Source organism: Butyricicoccus porcorum, assembly GCF_002157465.1.
GTDB lineage: Bacteria > Bacillota > Clostridia > Oscillospirales > Butyricicoccaceae > Butyricicoccus_A > Butyricicoccus_A porcorum.
The window spans coordinates 145,342-168,175 of the sequence record NZ_NHOC01000010.1 but is presented as its reverse complement, the minus strand read 5'-3'; the positions used below and the strand labels follow the sequence as shown (position 1 = coordinate 168,175).

Here is a 22,834-nt window from a genome sequence, read left to right as displayed (position 1 = left end):
TCCATAGTAGTTCTATTGTATCGTGGCCAGAGAAAAATTTCAATCATATTTGAACGAATAGCACGATTTTCCACGTCTCAAGGGGGGATCAAACCCCTTCACACAGCGCGGACAGACGAGATAATCCGAAGAAACGGATTGTTTGCCTGACTGTGTCAGATTGATATCTTTTCCGGTTCTTTTTGTTCTCTGCCGTTGACAAGCCGACAAAATCTGATTATAATAACGTAAAAAGGGAGTAGCTGGCGTCCGGTGCGGACGTTTACTTTTCGTCAATACGGTCTTTTGAGGCCCGGAGAGTGACTAAACGGCGAGACTTTTGTTGTATTCACAGCAGAGGTCTCGATTTTTTTATCCTCTGCTGCCATCTGCTATCTGGAAGGAGAAAAGAAATATGTTAAATTTTGTGCTGCTCGTTGTCGGATTTGTTATGCTGGTAAAGGGCGCTGACTGGTTTGTAGAGGGTGCTGCATCGCTTGCGGCAAAATTCGGTATTCCACAGCTCGTTATCGGTCTTACTATTGTGGCGATGGGAACCAGCATGCCGGAAGCTGCGGTCAGTATTACGGCTGCTCTGAAGGGCAATGCGGGTATTACAGTCGGCAATGTCGTCGGCAGTAATATCATGAATGTACTGGTCATTCTCGGCGTTACGGCGGTGATTACCAATGTCGCAATTCAGAAATCGACGCTCAAGGTTGAAATCCCGTATATGTTGTTTGTCACGGTTGTGATGATTGCCATGGGCTTAACCGGCAATGAGATCACATTGATTGAGGGCGTAATGCTGTGGGTGCTGTTTCTCATTTATCTGGCATATCTGTTCTATCTGTCTAAGAAGGGCGTGGCAGAGGATGAGCCTGCACATGCGCCGATGCGCATCGCAAAATGTCTGCTTTTTATTGTTGTTGGCGGTGTGATTGTTGTGCTGGGCAGTGATTTTGCTGTCGATGGCGCCACCGGCATTGCACGTATGATCGGTTTGAGCGAACGCTTTATCGGTTTGACCATTGTCGCCCTTGGAACTTCGCTGCCGGAGCTGGTCACCTCGGTGACGGCGGCACGCCGAGGCAATGCGGGCATCGCAATCGGCAACATTGTCGGCAGCAACCTCTTCAATATGCTGTTTGTCATTGGCACTACTGCACTGATTACACCGGTTGTATTTGCGTCTGCGTTTGTCATTGATGCGCTTGTGGCAATTGCAGCCGGCGTTCTGCTGTGGCTGGGAACCTTCCGCACCAAAGAGCTGCGCAGGCCGGTCGGTGTCCTCATGCTGCTGGGCTATGCCGCATATTTCGTGTATCTGCTGGCATGACGGCTTGACAGGAGAAAACCGATCTGTTACAATCAGAACCGATAAAATCTGGATGGGAGTGAATACCATTGCGTCATTTTTCCTGCTAATGAAAATACGGCACTGTGAACCGACAGGGTTTGTCTCTGCCGGGTGTGTTTGTCGTGCCGCTGCGGGAATGTGACAGCTTGTATTTGCTCTGCTTGATGGCATACGTGCGTTTGGGCTACAGGATACCATTCCTGTAGCCCATTTTTGATGTATGGAGGAAGAAATACATGTCATTGATTCAAACAGATCATCTTACCTTTACACATGAAGGAAATGCAGAGCCTGTTTTTGATGGATTGAGCATGCAGCTAGATACTGATTGGAAAACAGGTGTGATCGGAAGAAACGGGCGCGGAAAGACGACCTTTCTGCGTCTGCTGCACGGGGATTTTGCATACAGCGGTGGTATCTATATGAATGTCGCGTGCGATTATTTTCCATTTCCGGTAGACAATCCAGGGAGACCGACTGCGCAGCTGATACAGACATTCGTTCCGGCGGGAGAGGAATGGCAGTTGGAGCGTGAACTCAATTTGCTTGAGGTATCTCCGGATGTACTGGAACGCCCGTTTGCCGCACTGTCTGGCGGCGAACAGACAAAGGTTTTGCTTGCGGCACTGTTCCTGCGCGAGGATCATTTTCTGCTGATTGATGAGCCGACCAACCATCTGGACCGCCATGCCCGTGAGGTTGTCAGCCGATATTTGCGGCGCAAGCACGGTTTCCTGCTGGTTTCACATGACCGCGCGTTTCTGGATGGATGTGTCGACCATATTCTGTCATTTGAGCGCACCGGAGTGAAAATTCAGCGCGGAAATTATTCGTCATGGAATGAAAATCGGCAAAGGCAGGAACAGTTTGAGCGCTCGCAGGACAGAAAACTGCGGAAGGATATCAGTCGGCTGGAAGCTGCCGCCGCGCGCACCTCGAACTGGTCGGACAAAATGGAAAAAACCAAGCGTGGCACGCGCAATTCCGGTTTGCGGCCGGATACCGGATATATCGGGCACAGATCGGCCAAAATGATGAAACGCTCCAAAGCAATTGAGGCGCGGCAGCAGGCAGCGATTGATGAAAAATCCCAGCTGCTGCACAATATGGAACAGGCGCCCCCGCTCCGGCTGTCGCCGTTGCGGTATTGTGTGGAAACGCTTGCGGAGCTGAAACAGGTGAGCATTCGATACGACGGTCGGGATATCTGTTGTCCGGTCGACCTCACCATTTCGCGCGGCGACTGCGTCGCGCTGGTCGGAAAAAATGGTGCCGGGAAGAGCAGTCTGCTGAAGCTGCTGTGTGGTGCGCCGGTTGATTATTCCGGCAGGCTGTACATCGGCAGCGGGCTGCGCATTTCTTATGTTCCGCAGGATACCTCGTTCCTGACCGGCGGGCTGGAGTCGTTTGCCTGTCAGCGCGGCATTGACCGCAGCCTGTTTTATACCATTCTGCGCAAGCTGGATTTTTCCCGTACCCTGTTTGAACAAGATATGCGCACTTACAGTGCGGGTCAGAAGAAGAAGGTTCTGCTTGCTGCCAGCTTGTGTGAGCAGGCACATCTGTATTTATGGGATGAACCGCTCAATTATATTGATATCGATTCCCGCATTCAGATCGAAGAGCTGTTGAAACAATATCGCCCGACGATGCTGCTTGTCGAGCATGACCGCGCCTTTTGCGATGCGGTCGCTGCACGGACTGTCGAGCTGGTGTGAAAAATGACCTCCCACCGCGAGTGGGAGGTCGGTTTTTGATAAAATTATGTCGGAGCGCTTGACAGGAGACCGCAAACATGGTATTCTTTTGGCTGATAAACATATTAAACCGATAGGAATAATAAATTCTTTGAATTTATCTGTACAGCAGGAGTATGACACAATTATGATTAGAGAAATTCAGGACGAGATTCTGCGCTTAAAGAAGGAGCAGGACGTTTGTATTCTGGCACACAGCTATCAGGCGAGAGAAATTGCGGAGGTCGCCGACTTCGTCGGCGATTCTTATCAGCTGAGCGTCAAGGCAACCACTGCACCGCAGAAAACCGTTATTATGTGCGGCGTGCGCTTTATGGCGGAGACGGTAAAAATCCTTTCACCGGAGAAGACCGTTTATCTTGCCAATCCCATCGCCGGATGTCCGATGGCGGAGCAGATGGATCGCGATTTGATCTCCATGTGGAAACGCGCCAATCCGGATTACACGGTGGTCGCGTACATCAATACCACCGCAGAACTGAAGACCATCTGTGATGTCTGTGTGACTTCGTCTTCTGCGGTCAAGATTGTCAAAAAGCTCGAGAGTGATAAAATTGTCTTTATCCCGGACTGCAATCTCGGTCAGTATGTCGCGGATCAGGTGCCGGAAAAGGAAATCAAGCTGTTGCAGGGTGGCTGCCCGATTCATGCCGCAGTCACGGCGAAGGATGTTGAGAAGGCGCGTGCGCAGCACCCGGATGCGCTGCTGCTTGTCCACCCGGAATGTGTCCCGGCTGTTGTGAATCAGGCGGATTTCGTCGGTTCGACCTCTGCTATTATGGAATATGCAAAGGCATCCGATGCGAAGGAATTCATTATTGGCACGGAGATTAGCATCGCTGAGCATTTGCAGTATGACTGTCCGAAAAAGGAATTCTATCCGTTGAGCAAAAAACTCATCTGTCCCAATATGAAGTCCACCACGCTGGTCGATGTACTGCATGTGCTTCAGGGTCGCGCAGGTGAGGAAATCCGGATGGACGAGGAAACCCGTCTTGCGGCAAAGCGCTGCATCGATGAAATGATTCGTCTCGGCTAAATTTGAAAGATATGCGACAGCTCTGCTTTTTTGACAAAGGCAGGGCTGTTTCTCTGAGGGAGTGTGCAAATTGAAGGAAAAAATACTCGCTGCCATGAGCGGCGGTGTGGATAGCTCGGCAAGCGCGCTGTTGCTGCTGGAACAGGGCTATGATGTCGCGGGTGTGACAATGGCGCTGTACGATCAGGGCGATTTGGGAAAATCCACGCGCTCATGCTGTTCTGCGGACGATATTTCGGACGCGCGCAGCGTGTGCAGCCGACTGGGCATTGAGCACTATGTATTCAATATGGGAGATACGTTCCACCGGCAGGTCATTGATCGGTTCATTGCGGGATATGCCTGTGGCCAGACGCCAAATCCGTGCATCGACTGCAATCGATATGTCAAATTCGATGCGCTTCTGCGCCGTGCGGGGGATGTTGGCTGTTGGCGCATTGCAACCGGGCATTATGCGCGCATCGAATACGATCACGCATGCGAACGCATCCTGCTCAAAACGGCATGCGACCAGCATAAGGATCAGAGCTATGTGCTGTACAGTATGACACAGCAGCAGCTGGCGCGCGTCAAATTTCCGCTGGGTGAACTGACGAAGCAGCAGACACGCGCGCTGGCAGAACGCGCCTCGCTGCGCAATGCCGACAAGCCGGACAGTCAGGATATCTGCTTTGTGCCGGATGGCGATTATGCTGCATTTATTCAGCGTACGACAGGAAATCCCCCTGAGCCGGGTGCGTTTCTCGATGCGGAGGGGAACTGCATCGGTACGCACCGCGGGCTGGTGCATTATACGGTCGGACAGCGCAAGGGACTGGGCTTTGCCTTTCCTGAGCCACATTATGTCTGCGCCAAGGATGCGGCACACAATACTGTGACCATCGGCACAAAGGAGGCACTGTTTTCCCGCCGCCTGACAGCGGAGGATTGCAACTGGATTGCTGTGGAGCAGTTGACCAGACCAATGCGTGTACAGGCAAAAATTCGCTATGGTCAGGAGGGACAGCCTGCCATGCTGTTCCCGAGTGAGACTGGACGGGTTATAGTAGAATTTGACCAGCCACAGCGTGCCATTTCGCCGGGACAGGCGACTGTATGGTATGACGGCGATGTTGTCATCGGCGGCGGAACAATTGCATTTTAACGCGAAAGAGAAAGAAACTGTCCCCTGTGCCGGGCGCATGCGGCAACAGGGGACAGCTGGTTCAGCCGGGCAATGACTCGGCTTTCTTTTTGCCGTCTGTCCTGCCCTTATTGCATCGAATGGTATTCGATGCGTGCACCGGTGACATGCATTCCCATATTGGTCAGACAGTCGCGCAGCTTCTGTGGGGTTACGCCGGTGTCATCGAAATCAATCGTAACCACATTGCGGTCGAGACCGACGGCAACAGAAAGAACACCATCGCATGTCCGGTCGATCTCCTGCCGGATGCGCTTCAGGTCATGCATTCCGTTCAGGGAGGAAACGGAGAAATAGGCACTGTTTTTTGACATCTGAAATCACCTCACGGAAAGTATGAACGGCAGGATATTGTTTTATACCGGCAGGACATGCCTTGACATTTGATAGGGAAGACCATAGAATAAAAACAGATTAACACTGATTTGAGGAGGAATTGTTACGAAAATTCCGGGCAGCCGGGCGTTGGCGCGGCCAAATGCGTCGGCTTCGCAGCGCAGACAGGCGATCCTGCTGACAATCCTTTTTCTGTGCGCTGTGGCCGGCTATGTTGTTGTCGATCACGACGATGCATGGTATACCAGTACCATTGCGGTCATTACAGAAATCCAGACCGAACACACCGAGACACAGAGCGGCGTGAGCATCGGAAATGAAAACTATTATGTACAGACGATTGCCGCGCGGCTCACAAATGGCACACGGGCAGGGGAAACCATCCGGCTGTCTAACCAGTACACCGATTCCGGCGTGCGTGATGAATGCTATCGGGTTGGCGATAAACTGTTTGTCGAACCGGGCGGCAATGGGGAAATCGGAAAAATCATTGGTCAGAAGCGTGACACGCTGATTTATCTGCTTGCGGCGGCATTGCTGCTCGGCATGCTTGCGGTCGCGGGTGCCTCCGGTCTGCTCGCAACCCTGTCTTTGCTGTTTAATATCGCGCTGCTGACCATCGCGTTGCGCTGCTATCTGGATGGCTGGAATATTTTTGCACTGACAGGCGTCCTCATTTTGTTGTTCACCATACTTTCCCTGCTTATCGCAAACGGCTGGAACCGGCGCTCAGTGCTCGCCATTGCGGTCACGCTGCTGTCGATTGCTGCCACAGCAGGGATTTTTCTGGTTGTTCGCGCCTACACACCTGCACTGCAATATCAGATGCTGGAATATGCTGTTGTACCGGATGACCTGAGCGCGCTGTTCTTCTGCGAAATCATGGTCGGTGGTTTGGGCGCGGTCATGGATGTCGCCATTTCGCTGATTTCCACAGCAGATGAGCTGTTGATGCACAATCCGGATCTTTCCTATGAACAGCTGCGCGATTCGGTGCGTGCGGTATCCGACGATATCATGGGCACGATGGTCAATGTCCTGTTTTTCACCTATATTTGTGGTGGACTGCCGGAAATGCTGCTTATGCTGCGCAACAATCTGACCGTATCTTTCGTCTGGGAATATGTGCTGTCATTTGAGCTGGTGCGTTTTCTGGTCGGTTCCATCGGTCTGGTGCTTGCTGTGCCGATTTCCCAGCTGGTGCTGAAGCTCTGGACAAATCGACGGAAGGGGGCGCAGCATGGTTAAGATATTGGGCATTATCCTGTTGGCGCTTATGTTTCTCATTGGGCATGACCGCGGTTTGCAGGCATTTTTGACCATTCTGATGAATATGGCTGTCTTAGCGGGAGTTGTCCTCGCTATTGTATATGGTGCGAATCCATTGGCGGTCAGTGCGGCGGCGGGTATTCTGCTGACTGTTCTGATTTTGTTCTATCAAAATGGGAACAATCTGAAAACGCGTGTCTCGTTTCTGGTCATTCTCGTAGTTTTGCTGGTGACATTTGTCACTGGCTTGCTGCTGTGCCGCGCAGGACATGCGGGCGGCTACAGCGAAGTGAAGATTAACCTCGATGACGGCCTGTTCCTTGACGGAAATGTCAGCCTGTCCATGTATCAGGTTGAAATTGGCGTGATCCTGCTCGGACTGCTGGGCGCGGTAAAGGATGCCGCTGTCGCGGTGACGTCGGCCGTCTATGAGGTGCATCGAAACAATCCGACGTTGCTGTCGTCACAGCTGTTTGCCTCCGGGCTCAACATCGGCAGGGAAATCCTATCCACTACAATCAATACGTTGTTTTTCTCCTGTGTGGGAGAATCGCTGCTGTTGTTTCACATCGTGTGCTACTGGGGCTATTCTTTCGGGTATTTTCTCAACTCCAAGGCGTTGTATCAGGTTTTCCTGTTTTCCGGTGTGGCAGGACTGGGCTGCATTGCGGCAATTCCGCTTGCAGCGTTTGCCATGACGGTGGAACTCAAACGGAAGGAAGGCAGGTTGGATGACAAAGCAAATGGAAATTGACGGGATTTCCGTCACGGTTGTCCGCAAGAACATCAAATCATTGAACCTGTATGTCAAGGCGCCGGACGGGCGCGTGCATCTGTCTGTTCCGGCACATACCAGTGACCGGGCGGTGCGCGTATTTGTACACGCACACATGGATTGGATTGTCAGACAACAACGCCTTGTGCGTGCGCGGCATGTCCCGCGCCGGTATGAGACCGGCGAACAGATATTTGTATTCGGGGAGCCCTGCTCACTGGAGGTGCACGAGACGGAAACACGACGGGATTGCGGTGTGCGGCGAACAGGGAATTGCCTTGTGCTGACGGCATCCGTCAAAAGCACCTGTGAACAGCGCGAACAGCTGGTTTGGCGCTGGCAGCGGGAACAATTGCGCGAGGTGGCGGGCGATTTGCTCGCACACTGGGCGCCGGTGATGCACGTACAGGTGAGAGAATGGCACATCAAACGTATGAAAACCAGATGGGGCACCTGTAATTACAGCGCGCACCGCATCTGGCTGAATCTCGCGTTGGCAGAGCGGCCGCTGGAATGCGTGGAATATGTCGTGGTGCATGAGCTGTGCCATCTGCTGGAGGCGAGCCACAGTGAACGGTTTTGGAAGCTCATGACGAAATTCCTACCGGACTGGCCGGAGCGCCGGGCGCGCCTAAATCAAAAAGAAAAAGCAGAATGACGTGTGTTGTGGTCAAGCTTTTTTGTAACACTTTGACCTGATTTTTACTGCATAGGTTTTACGCCCCGTAGCGTGCCTCGAAAGGCGTTTTGTAATTATTATAAGAATGCGGTCGTTCATGGTTATAATGGACATACGCAAATTCTTCGATGGATGTATATAATTCTTTCTCAGAATGATAGTAATGATGATTTATCAATTCATTCTTGAGAGTGTTGTAATATCGCTCCATAGGGGCATTATCGTATGGATATCCAGCCTTGCTCATACTTTGCGTTATACCAACTGATTCGCAGTATTCTGTGAATTCCTTTGAGGTATACTGGCTTCCCTGATCCGAGTGAAGAATCAGGCAGCTGGGATCTAAGCCCGGCTGGGAATCAATTGCTTTCTGCAGGGTCCTTTTTGCAAGCTCTGCGGTTATGTGTTTGTCGGTAATGCTGGCAATAACGCTTCTGTCATATAGATCAATAATCGTGCAATTATAACGTTTGCTGCCATTCGTTAAAAATAAACAGGTAAAATCAGTGCACCATTTCTGGTTAATGGATTCTGCCTTAAAATCCTGATGGAGCTTATTCTCAAACACTTTATGAGGTGCACCGTATTCATAGTCCGGCTTGCGTTTCCTTACAATTGAGAATAACTGAAGCTCTGTATTCATGTATTTATGGACAGTTATGCGACTGATGTTATATCCTCTGCGAAGGAGATAAGCATGCATGGTTCTGTAACCATCTGTGCCGTTGTGAGAGTGGTATATATTCACAATTTCACGCTTGATTTTGTCCTTATGCTTATGATAATCACATTTTCTGTTTTTCAGAAAATTATAATAAGCATTTGGTAAGATATTCAGTCTTTTCAACAACCAACGGACACCATATTTGTGCCCATACTGCTGAATAAATCGATAAGCCGCTAATCGATTTCCTTCGCAAAGAATGCCGCCGTTTTTTTTAGGAAGTCATTTTCCTTCTGAAGTTCTGCCAACTGCTTTTTCAATTGCAGATTCTCCTTCATGTAATCATAATCAGCTTTGGCTTCTCCATTTGTTTGGCATTCTTTGCGGAACTGCTTGATCCAGATAGATATACTTGCCTTGGATACACCATATTCGGCAGCAAGCCCTTTGAGGGTTCTTCCCTCCTCAAGATGAAGACGAACTATCTTCTTCTTGAATTCTGGTTCATAGTGTTTACTCATTTGTGACATACCTCGTTTCCTCCTAAGATTATATCCTATTAGGTCGAGGTGTTACAACTATATTATATCACAACACCTTCTGCAAAGAATGTAATGGATGCTTTAGAAAAATGCATAGAAATCACTTCTGATTGTCCGTACAGAAGAACCTTTCATTCTGATCAAGGTTGGGCTTACCAGATGAAGGCATATTCACACAGATTAAAATCAGAACGAATATTTCAGAGTATGTCTAGAAAAGGAAATTGTCTTGATAACTCTGTAATGGAAAACTTCTTTGGATTGCTTAAACAAGAGATATACTATGGTGTTGTTTACTATAGCTTTGATGAATTAAAATTTGAAATAGAACGATTTATAAAATATTACAATGAGCGAAGAATCAAAGAAAAGTTAGGATGGAGGAGTCCTGTCCAATATAGGCTCCATCTTTTAGCTGCATAAAAAACGAGACGGCCAAAGCCGTCTCGAAAAAAGTCTAACTTTGAGGGGTCACCTCAACGGTTTTATTTCGCCATCATTCCGCTTTTTAGATACATATGAAGCTATCTGTCCTGTACGGCACGGACAAAAGAAAGCATCTGCTGCACGGTTCCTTCGGTGCCCAACAGGCTGCTGTCAATCGAGAGGTGATAGGTTTGTGCCTCTGCCCATTTGTTGTCTGTGCGTTCTGTATAATAGGATGCACGCTTTTTGTCCATCTGCTGTGTCAGGCTCTTTGCCTTGGATTCACTCAGATGATATTGCTGCGCCACACGCACTGCCCGCCACTGTAGCGGTGCATGAATGAAAAAGCTGATGCGTCCAGGGTCATCGACAAAAACTGCATCAGCGGCGCGCCCAATAAACACGCACGGTCCTTCCTTTGCCAGATTGCGCATGGTTTCCTCTTCCGCAAGGCCGACCTGCTGTTCAAATGACAACCCATGCTGTCCGAGTGGATACATATTTGCTGCGATAGAAAACAGCAGGCTGTTGGTAGGGGAGGGGCGTTCTTCGCTCATAATGCGTGCATAAATGCCATAATCCCTCATGGCCTGTGCAATTGCGTCTTTGTCGAACAGTGGCAGCTCCAGCTCTTTGGCCAGCAGTCCACCGATTTCACGTCCACCGCTTCCAAATTGTCGGCTGATGGTGATAAGCATTCGATTCTTCATAGCAGCACCTTCTTTCTTTTTTATTATACTATAAAATGTGCTACACTGGCGTTAGATTTAACATTTATTCCTTTCTTATTCAGATTCAGGCAGTAGGCTCCGGCGATGGACAAAAGATGCGGTGCGGTGTTATAATAGATGGCATAATTTGAAGCGGCCTGTTGTTTAAATTGGAGTGGAACTATGAAAAAAGAATCGGCGGAATATCCTTATTTTGACATGTATTCCAGGGATGGCTCAAATATTGCGTTTGAATGCTGGACAGACTGCCGGTCTGTGGGCATGCATCAGCATGGATATTATGAGCTGCTCTTTGTCGGACGCGGCTCGTGCCGCCACATGTACAACGGGACAGAGACGTTGCTGATTCAGGGCGACGCAGTCATTGTGACGGAGCACCAGCCACATGGATTCTCACTGCATGGGGAGACTGTGATTTATAACTGTCAATTCCAGCTGGATGCACTGGAAGCGAAGGTTGCAGAAGAGCTGCGGGCGGGCGAACCATTTTTACATGTGCCGGATCTTTCTCTCCATGAAGATGTCCGCACCTGGCAGGATCGACTGAACGAACGGGAAAGATTTTATCAGGACAGCCAGCTTCATGTCGGCTATGAGCTGAACAACAGCAAGCAGGGCGTGATTCACCTGAGTCCGATGGAATTTTCCTTTGTCAATCTGGTTTTACAGCATGGCATTGAGGAGCAGGAAAATCCTGACGGACTGGGTGTGCTGATGAAGCAGAAATATCTGGAGGTTATTTTGCTCGAGCTGAAAAAAGCAATGGCGCGTCAGAATGAGAAATATCATGTGTGCTCGAAGTCCAATCAAAAGGCAATCGCAGAGGTTCTGATGTACATGGAGGAGCATCTGGATGAAGCACTGGATTTCAATGAGGTCGCGCAGAACTATTGTTTCAGCCCGAATCATTTCCGGAAAATATTCAAGGAAATCACAGGGTTGTCACCGGTTTCCTATCTCAACCGCCTGCGCATCCTGCGCGCCTGCGAATACATGCAGAAGGATAAAATGACCATCCGCGAGGCGGCGGAGCAGGTCGGGATTTACGATTTTAATTACTTTTCCCGACTGTTTAAAAAGATCATGGGATGCTCACCGAGCAGGATATAATACGACCGTAGCCGGAGGACGAAACCGCCTCCGGCATTTTTTGTGCCTGAAAGTGTAAAAAAATACGCAAATATCATAATTCTGTGCTAAAAGCGGAATGTTTTGTTCTCGATGATACAATGAAAACCACGCTATAATAGAAAAAAGATGTATAGACCATCGGATCATAGAACCGAAATGGATGGAAAGAAAATGGATAAAAGCGTATATCCGTATTTCGACATGTATTCCAGAGACGGCTCCAATATTTCATTCGAGCGCTGGACAGACTCCCGTTCTGTCGATATGCACCGGCATGAATATTATGAGCTTTTATTCGTCGGACAGGGTTCATGCCGACATATGTACAACAGCACAGAGACGTTATTGATACAGGGTGATGTCGTGATTGTCGCGGCGCACCGCGTACATGGCTTTTCCCTGAGTGGGCAGACGTTAATTTACAACTGTCAGTTTCTGCTGGAATCGCTGGATGAACGTGTGGTACACGCATTGCGGGGGTATGAGGCATTTGCAGAGGACACCGGATTGGAAGAAGACGCAAATTCCTGCGAGGAAAAGACACTTCTGACCGAACGGGAGACATACTACCATCATGGACAACTGCGCATTGGCTATGAGCTGAACAGCAGCAAACAGGGAGTTGTGCATCTGAACCCGATGGAGATCCCATTTGTCAAGTCGGTTTTGCAGCATGGCGTCGACGCACAGGAATCCACGGAGCACATCAGTCTGCTGATGAAACAGAAATATCTGGAGGTTTTCCTGCTGGAGGTGACGAAGGCGATGGGACGCCAGAACCAGATGTATGCGGTGTGCTCGAAGTCCAACCAGAAAGCTGTGGCAGATGTTCTGATGCTGATTGAAGAGCATCTGGACGAAACGTTGGATTTCAATGAAATCGCACGGGAGTATTCCTTCAGCCCCAACTATTTCCGAAAGATCTTCAAGGACATCACGGGATTTTCTCCGATCACCTATGTCAACCGCCTGCGCATTGTCCGTGCCTGTGAGTACATACAGAGGGATAACATGCCGATCCGCGAAGCGGCGGAACGCGTCGGCATCTATGACCTCAACTATTTTTCGCGGCTGTTCAAAAAGATCATGGGCTGCGCGCCGAGCAAAATGTAACCCCATCGAATGTAACCTGCCGGGAGGAAAAAACCTCTCGGCAGGTTTTTTGTGCTAGGATTCATAATATCAGCATGGTTTTGTGCGAAATCCGAATAGATGGGCGGAGATGCGGTTGATTTTAGCAATATATACAAAATAATTGCTGTAAAAACGTCGTTTTGACAAAAAAGGCGAGGATCTGAAATTTGTGCTAAATTTAAGATATTCTGTTCTCGATGTTACAAAACAAAATGAATATAATAAACTCACAAAGCAAACGAACCGGCCGAATGCATGCGCTTTGCAATATCATTCGCGTGCCTGTGCCATACAGGGCATGCGATATACTGATGAAAAAGGAGAGATACCATGAGCTTTTTCAATTCCATGATCTGGGTTGTCATTACCTTCCTGTTTTTCACCGCTTTGGTTGCCGTTATTTCAGCAGTCAAAACACGCGGAGATCAGCTGGATACCAATGACGGCTACTTCCTTGCAGGACGCGGCCTTCCGGGTTTGGTCATTGCCGGATCACTGTTGTTAACCAACCTGTCAGCAGAACAGCTAGTCGGCACCAATGGCCAGGGATGGGCGACCAATATGAGCCCGATGGCATTCGAGGTCGGTTCTCTGTTCACGCTGCTCGCACTGGCATACTTTTTCCTGCCGACGTATCTGAAATACGGCGTTACGACCATGCCGGAGCTGATGGAGGCCCGATTTGATCGAACCACCCGGTTGATTTTCTCGGTACTTACCGTTATTATGTACTCCATTCTGAATCTGCCGGTTATCCTGTATTCCGGTGCAGTAGCCTTTGAGAGAATCTTCGACTTTTCCGGTGCGCTCAACATCAGCCGGTTTGCATCGGTTGCTATCCTCTGCGTTATCATTGGTGTCATCGGTGCCTGCTATGCAATTTTCGGAGGTCTGAAGGCAGTTGCCGTATCCGACACCATCAACGGCATTGGCCTGCTGATTGGCGGTCTGTTGGTTCCGTTCCTCGGACTGGCCATGCTGGCCAAAGAGACCGGCGGAAGCGGTATTATCGATGGATTTATGTATATGGTTCATACCGAACCGGCCAAGCTGAATGCCTGGGCATCCTGGGATGCGTCGCAGCCGGCTCTCCCGTGGCCGCTGATCTTCACCGGCATGTTCTTCTATAACCTGTTTGCATGGTGCACCCATCAGTCGTTCGTACAGCGTACACTGGCAGCTAAGTCTCTGGCAGAAGGCCAGAAGGGAGCGATTTACTGTGGATTCCTGAAGTCCATCGGTTTCTTCTATTTGGTTCTGCCGGGCGTTATCGCATACTTCCTGCCGTCCATTCAGGACACGATTGCAGCGGCAGGCAGCAATGCCATCGACGTCGCATATCCGGCATTGATCGCTGCGGTGATCCCGAAGCCGATTCTGGGATTTTTCGCTGCTGTCCTGTTCGGTGCGATCCTGTCCTCGTTTAACTCGGTACTGAACTCTGCGTCCACCATGTTCGCTCTGGATATCGTCAAGGCGGTTGTCAAGCCGGATCAGCCGGAGGTGTATTATGTCAAAATCGCCAAGCGCTTTGGCACGCTGGTCGCAGTCGTCTCGATTGCAATTTCCCCGTTTGTTGCTTATGCAAATGGTATTACTACCTTCCTGAACTCCATGATGCAGTTCCTCGGCCTGCCGATTCTGACCACCATCATGGGTGCCGTCTTCTTCAAGCGTGTACCCAACTGGACACCGAAGGTTGTCACTGTATTCCATCTTGTAGTTTATGCGATCTTCCTGATTGTCGCCCCGACCTATCCGACCAATGGAGAGCCGATCCATTACCTGTATGCAATGGCTGTCCTGTTTGTCCTTGAGGTTGCATTCTATGCAATTTTGAATCATACGAGCAAGAAAGAAGAGTGGAATCCGCCTGCAACCGGAACCGTTGACATGACGCCGTGGAAATACCGCCACATTGTCTGCCTTGCCGGTATCGTGCTTGCCATCGCGTTGTATATCTTCTTCTCGCCGATTGGCATTGCAGCATAACTGCGCTTATATCATTACAACTTCTCCATAGCGGCGGAGATGATATACTCTCCCTCTCCGCCCAAAAGAAAAGCTGCCATCAGACGCTCCAATCTGGTGGCAGCTTTTTGTGCTATTTTGAGTGATATCTGGAGAACTCAAACGAAATTCGTGCTATATCAGACAGTTCAAAAATAGGAATTGTATAAAATACACATAAAAACACGGGTAAATATGGTATCAATAGCAGAGTGCATAAATAATTCGTGGAAATAACAGCAGATTGCCGAAAGAAAGGAATATCGTTATTTCGTGCTAAAATTGAATTTTTCTGTTCTCGATGTTGCACGGCATTCTGAATATAATAGACTCAACAAAGGAAAAACACCTACAGCGACACAATAAAATATTTAAGATAGGAGAATTTATCATGATTAACGGTGAAAAAATTGTAGATCAGCCGATTCGCTGGGCAATGATTGGCGGCGGCAGAGGAAGCCAGATCGGTTATATCCATCGCTCCGCAGCACTGCGCGATGCAAACTTTGAACTGGTTGCGGGTGCGTTCGACGTCGACCCGGAGCGCGGCAAGGACTTCGGTATCAACTGCCATGTCGATCCGGATCGCTGCTATCCGGATTACAAGACCCTGATTGAGGAAGAAGCAAAGCGTCCGGACGGCGTCCAGGCTGTTTCGATTGCCACCCCGAATTTCACACATTTTGAAATCGCAAAGGCTGCGCTGGAGGCCGGTCTGCATGTTTACTGTGAGAAGCCGCTGTGCTTCACGACGGAAGAGGCAGAGGAACTGGAAGCTCTGGTAAAAAAGACCGGCAAGGTTATGTTCATCTCTTATGGCTACTGCGGCCATCAGATGATTGAGCAGGCGCGTCAGATGATTGCACGCGGCGACCTCGGCAAAATCCGCATCGTAAACATGCAGTTTGCACACGGCGCACACAACGTAGCAGTTGAAAAGAAGTCCGGTTCGACCGCATGGCGCGTTGATCCGAAGAAGGCAGGTCCGGCTTACGTCCTCGGCGATGTCGGCACCCATATGGTTTACCTGTCTGAGGCAATGATGCCGGATATGAACATCAAGCGCCTGATGTGCTCCAAGCAGTCGTTCGTAGAGGGCCGCCAGTTGGAGGACAATGCGATGACCATTATGGAATATGACAACGGCGCTGTCGGTTACATCTGGTCGAGCTGTGTCAACGCGGGTTCTGAGTTCGGTGCACGCTTCCGTATCGTCGGTGAAAAGGCTTCGATTGCATGGGATGTTGAGCATCCGAATCAGCTGGCATATGAAGTACAGGGCAAGCCGCAGAGTGTCATGCAGCGCGGCGCAGGCTATCTGTATCCGGAAGCTGTCGCAGATGACCGCATCGGCGGCGGACATCCGGAAGGTCTGTTCGAGTCCTGGAGCAATCTGTATACCCGTTTCGCAAAAGCAATCGATAAAAACGAGAAGGGCGAAGAAATCGACTTCTGGTATCCGGACATCCATGCAGGCGTTCTGGGTGTCAAGTGGGTCGAGAAATGCGCACAGTCCGGCGATCAGGGCGGCGCATGGATTGATTTTTAACATTCCAAGTATATCAACAAGCAAGAAAATTCCTCCGTCAACGCGGACTGCGTTGACGGAGAGAGCCAAATAGAGGAGTCAAGGAGAATTCTTATGAGCATCAATCCGAAAGATTTTGATATGCCGGTTGCATCGTTTAACCCGAACCCGATGAAACTTGGCCTGTTTACCGACGGCCTGCCAGACATGCCGTTTGAACAGGTACTCGACACAGCCTGTGAGATGGGCATCGAGGTGCTGGAGCTCGGTACCGGCGGCTATTCCTGCGCACCGCATCTGGACATGGAGAAGCTGCTGCACAGTGCAGAGGCACGCAAAGAGTATTTAAATGCCATCGAGAGCCGCGGCCTGAAAATTGCAGCATTGAACTGCTCTGCAAACGCAATCGGCCCGGGTGAGCGGTGGGCAAGCCATGCGCCGGATGTCATGAACACATTCCGACTGGCAGAACTGCTGGGTGTTGAGCATGTCGTTTCACAGTCCGGCCTTCCGGCAGGCAGCCCGAATGATGAAACCCTGAACTGGGTACTGCACACATACCCGCCGGAAATGATGGATGTACTGAAATACCAGTGGGATGTCACGATCGATTTCTGGAGCAAGGCTGCCGATCTGGCTAAGAAATGCGGCGTCAAGACCATTGCGCTGGAAAACCACCCGATGAACATGGTATTCAATGTCAGCACACTGATGCATCTGAGAAACGCAGTCGGCGATATTATCGGACTGAACCTCGACCCGAGCCATCTGTTCTTTATGGGCGGCGACCCGATGATGATTGCACGCAAGCTGTGTGAAGAGAAGGCAATCTATCACGTACATGGAAAGGACACCCGCCTGAATGACCACATCAAGGGTCTGGAGTGCTTCGAGCTTGGCGCATACAACGGCCCGGCGGTTGACCGCGTCTGGAATTATGTCGCTGTCGGCTATGGCCACGACCACCTGTGGTGGAAGGAATTCTTCGCAACGCTGGCAATGGGCGATTACCATGGTCCGGTTTGCATCGAGGTAGAAGACCCGTCGATGCCGAACAATCTGGTTGCAATCCAGAAGTCTGCGAAGTTCCTGAAGGAAACTATGCTTTCCTGATACACAGCAACGACAACCGATATGAGAATATAATGTGAATTCTGATTTGAGGAGGAAAAACCATGAAAATCGCATTTGACGGAAGCGCGTTCTGGGAAACCGGAATGACCTACGAGGAGCAGTACGACACTGTAGCGAGAGCCGGATATGAGTACATCAATCCGTACAACGCGGATTTCCCGGGCTTCTGGAAGCGCCCGAAGGCAACGAACGATGAGGTTAAGTGGCATAAGAAGGCGATTGCCGATGCAGGACTGAAGATTGCATCTCTGACCACTGGCTTCCGCTGGGCTGATCCGGATGAATTTGTCCGCGAATATGCCATTGACTGCTGGAAACGAATGATTGAAATCGCAGAAATTCTGGACGTCAAGGTATTCAACACCGAGCTTGGCCCTGGACGCGACAACCCGGAGCTGCGCGAAGCAAAGCTGATGCGTTCGCTGGATGTACTGGTACCGCTGCTCGAGAGCAAGGGCATGCGTCTGGACGTTCAGGCACATCCGGACGATTTCTATGAGCACAACAACGATGCCTATGACATTATCCGTTACTATGACAGCCCGGCACTGGCTTATCTGTATTCCATCCCGCATACCTTCCACTATGACGGCGGTAAGGGCGACATTGAGAAGAACCTGAAGTACACCCGGAAGCATCTGAAGCATGTCCTGTTTGCAGATACCTACGATTATACCAAGCTGTTCCGCTACAACGTCAACCCGTCTCCGCTGTATGCAAACGACTCCGTCCGCTGCCATGCGCACATCGGCCATCTGGGCGAAGGCGACGTCGATTTTGACCGTATCTTCAAGACGCTGCGCGAGATGGGCTTTAATGAGCAGGATGATACCATTGCGACCTTCAACCCGTTGGGCTTCCCGGAGAGAGCCATTGAAGATGGTGCGTATACGCGCAAGATGATTGAAGATAATCTGGTCAATGTACCGAGCATCACTGAGCCGGAACCGGAATCCTATGGGTTCTTCGCACGCTAATCACACAGTACCCGTTCAAAATATTCGTTATATTCGTTTTCTTCCTCCCGTCTCATGCTTCCTGCATGAGGCAGGAGAGGAAATAAAATCAATATTGGCTATTTGCCTTGCATGTGGCATGTAGCATAGATCATTTTCAGTTCCTTTTTACTCTCTTCCTTTTTTATTTGCAATTGCGGAAATGAAACTGCGCTCGACAGTTCTTTTTTGCCCGGACGATAATCGAACGCAATGCAGCGATGGGAGGCTGCATTGCGTTCAGGAGGTTATCTGTATTTGTTTTGAAAATATGTTATTTTAGAACAATGACACCGAGAGAAATATGGAGGTAACACAAATGAAAAATAAACGGCTTCTGGCACTGCTTGCAGCAGGTGTGATGACGGTAGGGTGTCTGGCAGGCTGCGGCGGCAGCGCAGAAACAGCAGACAACGGTTCCGCGGCATCGAACGGCGGCTCCGGCAGCACGGGAAATATGACCCTGATTATGGCACAGCGCGATGACTTCCTGTCTACCCTTGAATCGGCCGCTACCAAAGCTGGTGAGGAAAGAGGCTACAAGATCGTAGCGCAGGACGCGCAGAACGATGCGCAGAAGCAGATTCAGTTCGTTGAAACCGCAAAGAACGGTGGAGATTCGGCCTGCATTGTCAATCCGGTCGATTCCGACGCTGCACAGTCGGTTGTAGATGCAGCAGACGGCATGCCGCTGGTATTCGTCAACCGTGGTCCTTCGGATTATCACGTGCTGGATGCAGAAAATGTTGCATTTGTCGGTTCCAATGAAACCGATGCCGGTAAGTATCAGGCGGATGCACTGGCCGAGTACTTTAAGGCACAGGGCAAGACTGAGATTAAGTATGTTCTGCTTCAGGGTACACTCGGACAGGTCTCGCAGATCAAGCGTTGTGCCGGTGTTCTGGACGGCCTGAAGGAGAATGGTATTACCGCAACGCCGGTTGTTGAGCTGGCGGCGGAATATGACCGCGCAAAGGCAATCGACAAGATCAGCCCGGTTCTGACTTCGGGTCAGGAGTTTGACTGCATCATTTCCAACAACGACTCGATGGCATGCGGTGCTGTTGAGGCCTGTGAAGCGGCGAATGTTGATCCGTCTACTATCCCGATCGTCGGTGTCGATTGCACCAAGGATGGTGCGCAGATGGTTCAGGAGGGCAAGATGCTGATGACTGTCTTCCAGAATCCGGAGGGTCAGGGTGTTGGCGCTGTTGAAGCGGCGATCAATCTGATTAACGGAAACCCCGCGAATGAGAACACGCAGTTTGTCAAGGATGAAAGCGGCGAATCCTACAGTGATTCCATCGTTTGGATCCCGTTTGAGCCGGTAAACAAGGACAACGTAGCGGATTATATGTAAGCCGAATGGTTCCTTGGTAGAGGATCGAAAAAGAATAAATGAGACTGCCGCCCAGCTGAGTTTTTCGCCGGGCGGCATTTTTCTGCTCGTAGACAGCTATCACGGTTTCGACAATGGTCTGGTTTCCGCTTTGCTATGCGTATCAATATTTATGCGTTGTCTAGCGTCTGCCGCGCGTCTGAGTCATCCGGCAGCGCAATGCCCAGTTCCCGTATTGCATCCATGATATGGCTGGTGGAATAATCGCGCATTTCAGGCTCCCCGAAGACGGAGAACAGCCATTCGACGCTCAGTTCCAGCCATTTCTCGACATGCGGGCTGACAACCTGACTGGAACCGTCCGCACTGGCTGCATTGGCCAGACTGTAGCCGTGAGGCCCTCTGCCGAAGATATGGCATTCCATCGGCACGTTGTAGCGTTCATAGGCCATGGCGAGTTCCAGCGACATGCGGCGCGTCATGGCATCGTCCCATGTTGTAAACAGGAAGACCGGCGGAGAATCCGGTGTAACCTGTGTCTGGAGGCTGATCCAGGGGGCATTGTCATCCTGTTCATCGAACAGGGTGCGGATCAAGGCGCTTTCAGAACTGCTGAAATCGATTGCAGGATAGCCCAGGATCACGCCGTTTGGGCGTTCCTGCCCAAGCAGGCCGCCGGCAAGCGCAAGATGCCCGCCCGCGGAAAAACCACAGGTGAGGATTTTTTGCGGATCAATGTGCCATTCGGCGGCATGACTGCGCAGGAGCGCAATTGCCCAGTCCAGTTCTGTGAGCGGGGCAAAGCCTGCGGTATCCCAGCCGAGGGAATAGTTCAAAACAAAGGCGTGAATTCCTCTGGCAGCATAGGCCATGGCAACTGGTTCCGCTTCGCGCGGGGACAGGTATACATAACCGCCGCCCGGACAGATCATGACAGCGGGACGAGCCGTATCCTGCCCGAGGCGCAGGCCGGAGTCCAACAGATAACAGTCGAGAAAAACCTTTGGCTTTCCCGGAAATGGAATTCGCTCACAGTGCATGCATATCACGCTCCTTTTTGTTTCAGTTTAGCACGTAAAGCGGCGTGCGGCAAGCGACAGAATGGACTGTTTGGTACAAAGGATGTGAAATGGGAAAATTTTGCTGCTTCGGGTGAAAAATAAGCAGGAAGGCGTGAATCTCCCCGACTTTTGTGGTATACTGACCTTGATTCTATTTTTGGAAGCGCCCGGCAGAGCTGCCCGGCGGATGAAAACGCACACAAACAGAAAACACGGATAATAAGGGGAGGAGATTCTCGTTACGATCGGATTTGATAACGAAAAATATCTGAAGCTACAGTCCCAGCATATCCGGGACAGAATTGCACAGTTTGGAAACAAGCTGTATCTGGAATTCGGCGGCAAGCTGTTCGACGACTACCATGCATCGCGCGTTCTGCCCGGCTTCCAGCCGGATTCCAAGCTGCAAATGCTGCTGCAATTGAAGGATCAGGCGGAAATTGTCATTGTCATCAGTGCGGAAGATATTGAGGAAAACAAGGTGCGAGGCGATTATGGGATTACCTATGATCTCGACGTACTGCGGCTGATTGATGTGTTTCAGGAAGCCGGACTTTTTGTGGGAAGCGTCTGCCTGACCAAGTTTGCGGGACAGGCTTCCGCCGAGCTGTTCCAGAAGCGGCTCGAGAGCATGGGGATTCGCTCTTACCGCCACTATAAAATTCCGGGCTATCCCGGCGATGTAAATCGAATTGTCAGCGATGAGGGCTATGGGAAGAATGAGTACATCGAGACCGAACGCCCGCTGGTCGTCATTACGGCACCTGGCCCGGGCAGCGGCAAGATGGCAACCTGCCTTTCCCAGCTGTACCATGAACACAAGCGCGGCATTCAGGCCGGTTATGCAAAATTTGAGACATTCCCGATCTGGAATATCCCGCTCAAGCACCCGGTCAATCTGGCCTATGAAGCGGCGACAGCTGACCTGAACGATGTCAATATGATTGACCCGTTCCATCTGGAAGCATACGGTGTCACAACGGTTAATTACAATCGTGATATTGAAATTTTCCCGGTGGTCAATGCCATGTTTGAGCTGATTTCAGGCAAAAGCCCGTATCGCTCGCCCACCGATATGGGCGTCAACATGGCGGGAAAATGTATCATTGATGACGATGCCTGTCGCTGGGCGTCCAGACAGGAAATTATACGCAGGTATTACAACTGCCTGTGTGAGCACAAGAAAAACGGCGCCTCCCGCGACGACCGCTTTAAGCTGGAGCTGCTGATGAAACAGGCTGGTGTCAGCATCAAGGATCGTTTTGTCGTCGATGCGGCACTGAAAAAGGAAGCGGAGACAAATGGACAGCCTGCGGCAGCCATTGAGTTGGAGGATGGTACCATTGTCACAGGACGCACAAGTGACCTGCTCGGCGCATCTGCTGCGGCACTGCTCAATGCACTCAAGAAGCTGGCAGGCATTGACCACGGCAAAAAGCTGGTTTCTCCTGATGCAATTGAGCCGATTCAGCGCTTGAAAACCGACTATCTCGGCAGCCGCAACCCAAGACTGCATACGGATGAAATCTTGATTGCACTCTCTTCCTCAGCGGCGCACAACCCTGTTGCCAGACTGGCGATGGAGCAGCTGCCGAAGCTGCGGGGTTGTCAGGCACATTCGACCGTTCTGCTTTCCTCGGTGGATGAGCAGGTGTTTAAAAAGCTGGGCATTCTGCTGACCTGCGAGCCGAAATACGAGCAGGAAGACAGAAAGTATCACAAGCGGTAAGAATAAGCTGTGAACAGAAAAAGGACGACACTG

19 protein-coding genes and 1 pseudogene are annotated in these 22,834 nt (G+C 50.5%); 16 read left to right on the top strand and 4 right to left on the bottom strand.

Features of this window, described 5'->3' with window-relative positions; all coding sequences use genetic code 11:
- Positions 1-394: 394 nt before the first annotated feature.
- The 4 genes from CBW42_RS11685 (at position 395) to mnmA (ending at position 5,279) form a co-directional block, all read left to right on the top strand.
- Complete coding sequence (locus tag CBW42_RS11685) at positions 395-1,318, top strand: calcium/sodium antiporter (RefSeq protein WP_087021713.1); 924 nt, start codon at positions 395-397, stop codon at positions 1,316-1,318.
- A gap of 257 nt (positions 1,319-1,575) precedes the next feature.
- Positions 1,576-3,057, top strand: coding sequence for a ribosomal protection-like ABC-F family protein (gene abc-f / locus CBW42_RS11680; protein WP_087021712.1), 1,482 nt, complete (start codon positions 1,576-1,578; stop codon positions 3,055-3,057).
- A gap of 166 nt (positions 3,058-3,223) precedes the next feature.
- Positions 3,224-4,135 carry a quinolinate synthase NadA gene (gene nadA / locus CBW42_RS11675; protein WP_087021711.1) on the top strand — a complete coding sequence of 304 codons (912 nt, stop codon included), beginning with the start codon at positions 3,224-3,226 and terminating at the stop codon, positions 4,133-4,135.
- Between the two features lie 70 nt (positions 4,136-4,205).
- On the top strand, positions 4,206-5,279 hold the full coding sequence (mnmA, locus tag CBW42_RS11670; RefSeq protein ID WP_242969870.1) for a tRNA 2-thiouridine(34) synthase MnmA: 1,074 nt from the start codon (positions 4,206-4,208) through the stop codon (positions 5,277-5,279).
- 107 nt (positions 5,280-5,386) lie between these two features.
- Here the strand turns inward: mnmA and CBW42_RS11665 are convergent, their stop codons facing one another.
- Positions 5,387-5,632: a heavy-metal-associated domain-containing protein gene (locus tag CBW42_RS11665; protein WP_087021710.1), complete on the bottom strand. Its 246-nt coding sequence runs from the start codon at positions 5,630-5,632 to the stop codon at positions 5,387-5,389.
- Positions 5,633-5,783: 151 nt separating this feature from the next.
- Here CBW42_RS11665 and CBW42_RS11660 point away from each other — a divergent pair, with 151 nt between their 5' ends.
- Genes CBW42_RS11660 through CBW42_RS11650 form a run of 3 tightly spaced genes read left to right on the top strand, consistent with a single transcriptional unit; the run spans position 5,784 to position 8,356 of the window.
- Entirely contained in the window at positions 5,784-6,902 is a 1,119-nt protein-coding gene (locus CBW42_RS11660; RefSeq protein WP_087021708.1) for a YibE/F family protein, read from the top strand.
- On the top strand, positions 6,895-7,677 hold the full coding sequence (locus CBW42_RS11655) for a YibE/F family protein (RefSeq protein WP_087021705.1): 783 nt from the start codon (positions 6,895-6,897) through the stop codon (positions 7,675-7,677). The genes CBW42_RS11660 and CBW42_RS11655 overlap by 8 nt, the downstream gene beginning before the upstream one ends.
- The gene (locus CBW42_RS11650; RefSeq protein ID WP_087021702.1) at positions 7,655-8,356 is read left to right on the top strand and encodes a M48 family metallopeptidase; all 702 of its coding nucleotides are present in this window, start codon (positions 7,655-7,657) and stop codon (positions 8,354-8,356) included. The genes CBW42_RS11655 and CBW42_RS11650 overlap by 23 nt, the downstream gene beginning before the upstream one ends.
- 58 nt (positions 8,357-8,414) lie before the next feature.
- Here CBW42_RS11650 and CBW42_RS11645 read toward each other — a convergent pair.
- Positions 8,415-9,571, bottom strand: a protein-coding gene (locus CBW42_RS11645) for an IS3 family transposase (protein WP_087021700.1) whose coding sequence is annotated in 2 segments (ribosomal slippage) — positions 8,415-9,307 and positions 9,307-9,571 — 1,158 coding nt in all. Because the reading frame shifts where the segments join, the coding sequence is not laid out codon by codon here.
- Between the two features lie 111 nt (positions 9,572-9,682).
- On the opposite strand from CBW42_RS11645, the pseudogene CBW42_RS11640 reads away from it, so the two are divergent.
- Positions 9,683-10,006 (top strand): annotated as a pseudogene (locus CBW42_RS11640) (transposase); the annotation flags it as partial.
- Between the two features lie 101 nt (positions 10,007-10,107).
- Here the strand turns inward: CBW42_RS11640 and CBW42_RS11635 are convergent.
- Positions 10,108-10,719: a cytidylate kinase-like family protein gene (locus CBW42_RS11635; protein ID WP_087021694.1), complete on the bottom strand. Its 612-nt coding sequence runs from the start codon at positions 10,717-10,719 to the stop codon at positions 10,108-10,110.
- Positions 10,720-10,902: 183 nt separating this feature from the next.
- Here CBW42_RS11635 and CBW42_RS11630 point away from each other — a divergent pair, with 183 nt between their 5' ends.
- The 7 genes from CBW42_RS11630 to CBW42_RS11600 all read left to right on the top strand — a co-directional run bounded on the left by CBW42_RS11630 (position 10,903) and on the right by CBW42_RS11600 (position 20,032).
- Positions 10,903-11,850 carry an AraC family transcriptional regulator gene (locus CBW42_RS11630; protein ID WP_087021691.1) on the top strand — a complete coding sequence of 316 codons (948 nt, stop codon included), beginning with the start codon at positions 10,903-10,905 and terminating at the stop codon, positions 11,848-11,850.
- A 192-nt stretch (positions 11,851-12,042) separates the two neighbouring features.
- Positions 12,043-12,984, top strand: coding sequence for an AraC family transcriptional regulator (locus tag CBW42_RS11625; protein WP_165761167.1), 942 nt, complete (start codon positions 12,043-12,045; stop codon positions 12,982-12,984).
- 351 nt (positions 12,985-13,335) lie between these two features.
- Positions 13,336-14,997: a solute:sodium symporter family transporter gene (locus tag CBW42_RS11620; RefSeq protein WP_087021686.1), complete on the top strand. Its 1,662-nt coding sequence runs from the start codon at positions 13,336-13,338 to the stop codon at positions 14,995-14,997.
- A 409-nt stretch (positions 14,998-15,406) separates the two neighbouring features.
- On the top strand, positions 15,407-16,564 hold the full coding sequence (locus CBW42_RS11615; RefSeq protein WP_087021683.1) for a Gfo/Idh/MocA family protein: 1,158 nt from the start codon (positions 15,407-15,409) through the stop codon (positions 16,562-16,564).
- Between the two features lie 93 nt (positions 16,565-16,657).
- A complete protein-coding gene (locus CBW42_RS11610; RefSeq protein ID WP_242969869.1) occupies positions 16,658-17,656 on the top strand; it encodes a sugar phosphate isomerase/epimerase family protein in 999 nt (332 codons plus the stop codon).
- Between the two features lie 62 nt (positions 17,657-17,718).
- Positions 17,719-18,654, top strand: a complete 936-nt coding sequence (locus tag CBW42_RS11605) for a sugar phosphate isomerase/epimerase family protein (protein ID WP_087021680.1) — start codon at positions 17,719-17,721, stop codon at positions 18,652-18,654.
- A gap of 337 nt (positions 18,655-18,991) precedes the next feature.
- Positions 18,992-20,032 (top strand): sugar ABC transporter substrate-binding protein, encoded by a 1,041-nt coding sequence (locus tag CBW42_RS11600; RefSeq protein ID WP_165761166.1) that lies wholly within the window; start codon positions 18,992-18,994, stop codon positions 20,030-20,032.
- A 149-nt stretch (positions 20,033-20,181) separates the two neighbouring features.
- Here CBW42_RS11600 and CBW42_RS11595 read toward each other — a convergent pair whose 3' ends face one another.
- A complete protein-coding gene (locus tag CBW42_RS11595; protein ID WP_087021674.1) occupies positions 20,182-21,051 on the bottom strand; it encodes an alpha/beta hydrolase in 870 nt (289 codons plus the stop codon).
- Between the two features lie 253 nt (positions 21,052-21,304).
- Here CBW42_RS11595 and CBW42_RS11590 point away from each other — a divergent pair, with 253 nt between their 5' ends.
- Positions 21,305-22,801 carry a DUF1846 domain-containing protein gene (locus CBW42_RS11590; RefSeq protein WP_087021671.1) on the top strand — a complete coding sequence of 499 codons (1,497 nt, stop codon included), beginning with the start codon at positions 21,305-21,307 and terminating at the stop codon, positions 22,799-22,801.
- Positions 22,802-22,834 lie beyond the last annotated feature (33 nt).

Bases quoted from the DNA above. Each gene is read 5' to 3' on its own strand.
- CBW42_RS11685 (WP_087021713.1), top strand. From the start codon at position 395: ATGTTAAATTTTGTGCTGCTCGTTGTCGGATTTGTTATGCTGGTAAAG.
- abc-f (WP_087021712.1), top strand. From the start codon at position 1,576: ATGTCATTGATTCAAACAGATCATCTTACCTTTACACATGAAGGAAAT.
- nadA (WP_087021711.1), top strand. From the start codon at position 3,224: ATGATTAGAGAAATTCAGGACGAGATTCTGCGCTTAAAGAAGGAGCAG.
- CBW42_RS11665 (WP_087021710.1), bottom strand. From the start codon at position 5,632: ATGTCAAAAAACAGTGCCTATTTCTCCGTTTCCTCCCTGAACGGAATG.
- CBW42_RS11655 (WP_087021705.1), top strand. From the start codon at position 6,895: ATGGTTAAGATATTGGGCATTATCCTGTTGGCGCTTATGTTTCTCATT.
- CBW42_RS11650 (WP_087021702.1), top strand. From the start codon at position 7,655: ATGACAAAGCAAATGGAAATTGACGGGATTTCCGTCACGGTTGTCCGC.
- CBW42_RS11635 (WP_087021694.1), bottom strand. From the start codon at position 10,719: ATGAAGAATCGAATGCTTATCACCATCAGCCGACAATTTGGAAGCGGT.
- CBW42_RS11630 (WP_087021691.1), top strand. From the start codon at position 10,903: ATGAAAAAAGAATCGGCGGAATATCCTTATTTTGACATGTATTCCAGG.
- CBW42_RS11625 (WP_165761167.1), top strand. From the start codon at position 12,043: ATGGATAAAAGCGTATATCCGTATTTCGACATGTATTCCAGAGACGGC.
- CBW42_RS11620 (WP_087021686.1), top strand. From the start codon at position 13,336: ATGAGCTTTTTCAATTCCATGATCTGGGTTGTCATTACCTTCCTGTTT.
- CBW42_RS11615 (WP_087021683.1), top strand. From the start codon at position 15,407: ATGATTAACGGTGAAAAAATTGTAGATCAGCCGATTCGCTGGGCAATG.
- CBW42_RS11610 (WP_242969869.1), top strand. From the start codon at position 16,658: ATGAGCATCAATCCGAAAGATTTTGATATGCCGGTTGCATCGTTTAAC.
- CBW42_RS11605 (WP_087021680.1), top strand. From the start codon at position 17,719: ATGAAAATCGCATTTGACGGAAGCGCGTTCTGGGAAACCGGAATGACC.
- CBW42_RS11600 (WP_165761166.1), top strand. From the start codon at position 18,992: ATGAAAAATAAACGGCTTCTGGCACTGCTTGCAGCAGGTGTGATGACG.
- CBW42_RS11595 (WP_087021674.1), bottom strand. From the start codon at position 21,051: ATGCACTGTGAGCGAATTCCATTTCCGGGAAAGCCAAAGGTTTTTCTC.